This is a genomic window from Clostridium nigeriense (assembly GCF_900086595.1).
In the GTDB taxonomy this organism is placed as follows: domain Bacteria; phylum Bacillota; class Clostridia; order Clostridiales; family Clostridiaceae; genus Clostridium; species Clostridium nigeriense.
The window spans coordinates 1-5560 of record NZ_LT575472.1 but is presented as its reverse complement, the minus strand read 5'-3'; the positions used below and the strand labels follow the sequence as shown (position 1 = coordinate 5560).

General features: G+C 37.5%; 2 protein-coding genes, 1 rRNA gene and 1 other annotated feature. All 3 genes read left to right on the top strand.

The genetic code is table 11. The features are described from left to right. The first annotated feature begins 177 nt into the window (after nucleotides 1-177). Nucleotides 178-2511 (top strand) — a sequence feature (most likely nonfunctional fraction of RNA operon). 57 nt (nucleotides 2512-2568) lie between these two features. After that, nucleotides 2569-2685 (top strand): 5S ribosomal RNA (gene rrf / locus BN6774_RS00030). A 142-nt stretch (nucleotides 2686-2827) separates the two neighbouring features. Continuing rightward, entirely contained in the window at nucleotides 2828-3988 is a 1161-nt protein-coding gene (locus tag BN6774_RS00025; RefSeq protein ID WP_066889010.1) for a glucose-1-phosphate adenylyltransferase, read from the top strand. A gap of 15 nt (nucleotides 3989-4003) precedes the next feature. Next, the gene (glgD, locus tag BN6774_RS00020; protein WP_066889008.1) at nucleotides 4004-5089 is read left to right on the top strand and encodes a glucose-1-phosphate adenylyltransferase subunit GlgD; all 1086 of its coding nucleotides are present in this window, start codon (nucleotides 4004-4006) and stop codon (nucleotides 5087-5089) included. Nucleotides 5090-5560: the final 471 nt, after the last annotated feature.

Genomic DNA, 5560 nt, shown 5'->3' with positions numbered 1-5560 from the left:
ATAACTACTAAGTTCTGATCCAGAGTACCACGAGACACGTGAAACCTTGTGGGAAGCAGGGAGGACCACCTCCCAAGGCTAAATACTACCTGATGACCGATAGTGAAGAAGTACCGTGAGGGAAAGGTGAAAAGAACCCCGGGAGGGGAGTGAAATAGAACCTGAAACCGTGTGCCTACAACCGGTCAAAGCCCCTTATGAGGGTGATGACGTGCTTTTTGTAGAACGAGCCAACGAGTTACGGTATGTAGCAAGGTTAAGTACTTAAGGTACGGAGCCGAAGGGAAACCGAGTCTTAATAGGGCGACTAGTTGCATGCCGTAGACCCGAAACCGGGTGACCTATCCATGGCCAGGTTGAAGCGGGGGTAAAACCCCGTGGAGGACCGAACCACGTTGCTGTTGAAAAAGCATGGGATGAGCTGTGGATAGCGGAGAAATTCCAATCGAACTCGGAGATAGCTGGTTCTCCTCGAAATAGCTTTAGGGCTAGCGTCGGATATGAGTAATGGAGGTAGAGCACTGAATGGGCTAGGGGGCATATCGCTTACCGAACCTTATCAAACTCCGAATGCCATATACTATTAGTCCGGCAGTCAGACTACGAATGATAAGATCCGTGGTCAAAAGGGAAAAAGCCCAGATCGTCAGCTAAGGTCCCAAAGTGTAAGTTAAGTGGTAAAGGATGTGGGATTTCTAAGACAACTAGGATGTTGGCTTAGAAGCAGCCACTCATTTAAAGAGTGCGTAATAGCTCACTAGTCGAGAGATCCTGCGCCGAAAATGTCCGGGGCTCAAACTTACCACCGAAGCTACGGGCTCAAGATTACTTGAGCGGTAGAGGAGCGTCGTAATCGGGCTGAAGTCGTACCGTAAGGAGCGGTGGACTGATTACGAGTGAGAATGTTGGCATTAGTAGCGAGATGTAAGTGAGAATCTTACAGGCCGAAAATCTAAGGTTTCCTGGGGAAGGCTCGTCCGCCCAGGGTTAGTCGGGACCTAAGCCGAGGCCGAAAGGCGTAGGTGATGGACAATTGGTTGATATTCCAATACCACTATTATCGTTATTATCGATGGTGTGACGGAGAAGGATAGGATGTGCTAGCGATTGGAAATGCTAGTCTAAGCATTTAGGGAGTTAAGATAGGCAAATCCGTCTTAACAATCCTGAGGTGTGATGGGGAAGGTCTTTTAGACTGAAGTATCTGATTCCCTGCTTCCAAGAAAAGCATCTAGAGAGAGAAGTAGTGCCCGTACCGCAAACCGACACAGGTAGATGAGGAGAGAATCCTAAGGCCATCGGAAGAATTGCAGTTAAGGAACTAGGCAAATTGACCCCGTAAGTTAGCGAGAAGGGGTGCCTGTGAGAGCAGGCCGCAGAGAATAGGCCCAAGCAACTGTTTAGCAAAAACACAGGTCTCTGCTAAAGCGCAAGCTGATGTATAGGGGCTGACGCCTGCCCGGTGCTGGAAGGTTAAGGGGAACACTTAGCGCAAGCGAAGGTGTGAACTTAAGCCCCAGTAAACGGCGGCCGTAACTATAACGGTCCTAAGGTAGCGAAATTCCTTGTCAGGTAAGTTCTGACCCGCACGAATGGCGTAATGACTTGGGCACTGTCTCAACTGCAAATCCGGCGAAGTTGTAGTGCGAGTGAAGATGCTCGCTACCCGCGATTGGACGGAAAGACCCCGTAGAGCTTTACTGTAGCTTAGCATTGAGTTTCGATATTGTCTGTACAGGATAGGTGGGAGACTGAGAAGCTAGGGCGTCAGCCTTAGTGGAGTCATCCTTGGGATACCACCCTGACAGTATTGGGATTCTAACCGGACGCCATGAAACTGGTGACGGGACATTGTTAGGTGGGCAGTTTGACTGGGGCGGTCGCCTCCTAAAATGTAACGGAGGCGCCCAAAGGTTCCCTCAGAACGGTCGGAAATCGTTCGTAGAGTGCAAAGGCAGAAGGGAGCCTGACTGCGACACCCACAAGTGGAGCAGGGACGAAAGTCGGGCTTAGTGATCCGGTGGTACCTCGTGGGAGGGCCATCGCTCAACGGATAAAAGCTACCTCGGGGATAACAGGCTGATCTCCCCCAAGAGTCCACATCGACGGGGAGGTTTGGCACCTCGATGTCGGCTCGTCGCATCCTGGGGCTGTAGTAGGTCCCAAGGGTTGGGCTGTTCGCCCATTAAAGCGGCACGCGAGCTGGGTTCAGAACGTCGTGAGACAGTTCGGTCCCTATCCGTCGCGGGCGTAGGAAATTTGAGAGGAGCTGTCCTTAGTACGAGAGGACCGGGATGGACTGACCTCTGGTGCACCAGTTGTTCCGCCAGGAGCATAGCTGGGTAGCTAAGTCGGGAAGGGATAAACGCTGAAAGCATCTAAGCGTGAAGCCCCCCTCAAGATGAGATTTCCCATAGCATAAGCTAGTAAGACCCCTTGAAGAACACAAGGTTGATAGGTCAGAGGTGTAAGTGTGGTAACATATTTAGCTGACTGATACTAATAGGTCGAGGGCTTGACCAAAATAAGTTATTAGTTCATGTGCAATTTTCAGAGAACACTCTGAAATCTGGTGATGATGGCGTAGAGGAAACACTCCTTCCCATTCCGAACAGGAAAGTTAAGCTCTACAGCGCCGATGGTACTGCACGGGAGACTGTGTGGGAGAGTAGGACGTTGCCAGGTTAGTAAAAAGACTTAAGATTTATCTTAAGTCTTTTTTTGTTATATAAATATTTATTTTTAAAGTAAAATTACATAACATATAATTCATATCTTACTCATATTAATAAATGTGAAGCTAACAAAAGTGAGGGAGTGAGATATGATGAGTAAAAAGGAAATAGTTGCAATGATATTAGCTGGAGGACAAGGTTCCAGATTGGGGGTACTAACAAAAAAATTAGCAAAGCCAGCTGTACCATTTGGGGGCAAATATAGGATTATAGATTTCCCTTTAAGTAATTGTTCAAATTCAGGAATATATACAGTTGGAGTTTTAACACAGTATAAACCTTTGGAATTAAACACCCATATAGGAATAGGTTCACCATGGGATTTAGATAGAAGAGATGGAGGAGTAAGTATATTACCACCATATCAAGAAGAAAAAGGAGGTAAATGGTATAAAGGAACAGCTAATGCTATTTATCAGAATATAGAGTATGTAGATAGATATAACCCAGAATATATATTAATTTTATCTGGCGATCATATATATAAAATGGATTATGATGAGATGTTAAATTTTCATAAGAAAAAGAATGCAGATGCTACTATAGCTGTTATAGATGTAGATATAAGTGAAGCTAGTAGGTTTGGAATAATGAATACTAGGGAAGATTTATCAATTTATCAGTTTGAAGAAAAACCAGAAAAACCTAAAAGTACAAAAGCTTCAATGGGTATATATATATTTAATTGGAAAACATTAAAAAAATTTTTAATTATTGATGAAAATGATGAACTATCTGACAATGACTTTGGCAAAAATATTATCCCTAAAATGTTAGAAAGAAATATGGATTTGTTTGCATATCCATTTAAAGGCTATTGGAAAGATGTAGGCACTATAAGAAGTTTATGGGAAGCTAACATGGATTTGTTAAATATGAATAATGAACTAAATCTATATGATGATAATTGGAAAATTTATTCTGAAAATATAGCAAGACCTGCTCAGTATATAGGTAATAGTTCGGAGGTAAATGAGTCTCTAGTAGTTGAAGGATGTATTATAGAAGGAGATGTGGAACATTCTGTTATTTTTCAAGGAGTAAAGATAGGGAAAAACTCAATAATAAAAAACTCCGTTATAATGAATAATACTATAATTGAAGATAATGTAATAATAAATAAAGCAATAATAGGAAGTAATGCAAAAATAAGTACAAATTGCAATATTGGAGACGGAAAAAGAATAGCAGTTATAGCATCAAATGAGACTTTAGATGTTGGTACTACATTAGAACCTGCTGAGGCACTTTAAGTTAGGAGGGATTATATGAAGGACTGTATAGGAATAATTAATTTAGATGAAAGAGAAGATAATATCAGAGAACTAATTTCTAACAATATAATATCAGCTATGCCTATTGCAGGAAGATATAAAATAGTAGATTTTATTCTATCAAATTTAACTAACTCAGGAATAGAATGCATAGGTATTTTTACAAAAAAGAAATCTTATTCTCTTTTAAATCATTTAAGTAATGGAAGACCTTGGGATCTTCATAGGAAGAAAGATGGTCTTAAAGTATTTAACTATAGTGATTATAACCCTGTTTATGATGATATTCATAGCTTTATTGAGAATATAGAGTTTATCAAATTTAGTAGAAAAGAGTATATTATAATAGCACCTTCTTATATGATATGTAATATAAATTATAAAGAGGCTTTAGAAGAACATAAAAAGTCTAGTAATGATATAACAGTGATTTATAAGAAAATTAATGATAGTGATAGGTTTCTTTATTGTGAAGAATTAGTAGTTGATCCTAATAATAGAGTAAAAGAAATTAAAAATATTAGTAAAAGTAATTATGAAATAAACTTAAATATGGAAATGTATATAATGAAGACATCTCTTTTTATCAATATTGTTAGAGATAGTATAATGAGTGGATTATATAAAAAGGTTAAGAATTATATAAAAGATAATTTAAATTTATTAAATGTTGGAATATATGAATTTAAAGGATATTTAACATGTATAAACTCAGTAAATTCTTATTTTAATTCTAATAAAGATTTATTAGATATGAAAGTAAGTAGGGAAGTATTTTATAATGGAAGACCTATATATACTAAGCAAAAAGATGAAGCTCCTGTATATTATTCGAAGAAAAGTAAAATTAATAATTCTATAATAGCAAATGGATCATATATAGAAGGGAATTTGGAAAATTGTATTTTAGGAAGAAAAGTAATAATTAAAGAAGGAGCATTAATAAAGAATAGTATTCTGATGGATAATGTAGTAGTTGAAAAAAATGCAATTATAAATAATACTATAGTAACTTCTAAATCAATAATAAAAGAAAATGAAATAATAAATGAAAGCAATAATAATTTAAAAATATTGTAATTATAAGTAACTAATAATTTATTAATACAAGTAAATTATTAGTTACTTTTTAGATAATATTAGAATAAAAAAAGGACAACTAATCCAGATGTATCAATATAAGAAAAATGAAGAATAATGTACATATCTATATAAAATAAGGGGAATAATATAATTAATTAGCATATTTATATAATATAAAAATATATTAAAATGATAATATACATTATGTTCTTTGAAACAAGTCTTCGAAAAAAGATTTTAAAGTTAATGAAAAATATGTTGACAATTAAATCTTAAAGTAGTAAGATAATGAAGTCGCTTGAGGGCGACGAAGAAAATGGTCTTTGAAAATTGAACAGAATTATAAGTTAAGTAAAATAAACCAGCAATTCTTTTAAGTCTTAAGTGAGAATCTAAATTTTAATTTAGCTATTCGAACTTACAACGCTGACAATAGGAAGCGTTGTTACATCATAAGACTCAAAGTAA

What these genes read in the sequence shown, in the direction of transcription:
- BN6774_RS00025 (WP_066889010.1), top strand. Translation starts at nt 2,828, where the DNA reads ATGAGTAAAAAGGAAATAGTTGCAATGATATTAGCTGGAGGACAAGGT.
- glgD (WP_066889008.1), top strand. Translation starts at nt 4,004, where the DNA reads ATGAAGGACTGTATAGGAATAATTAATTTAGATGAAAGAGAAGATAAT.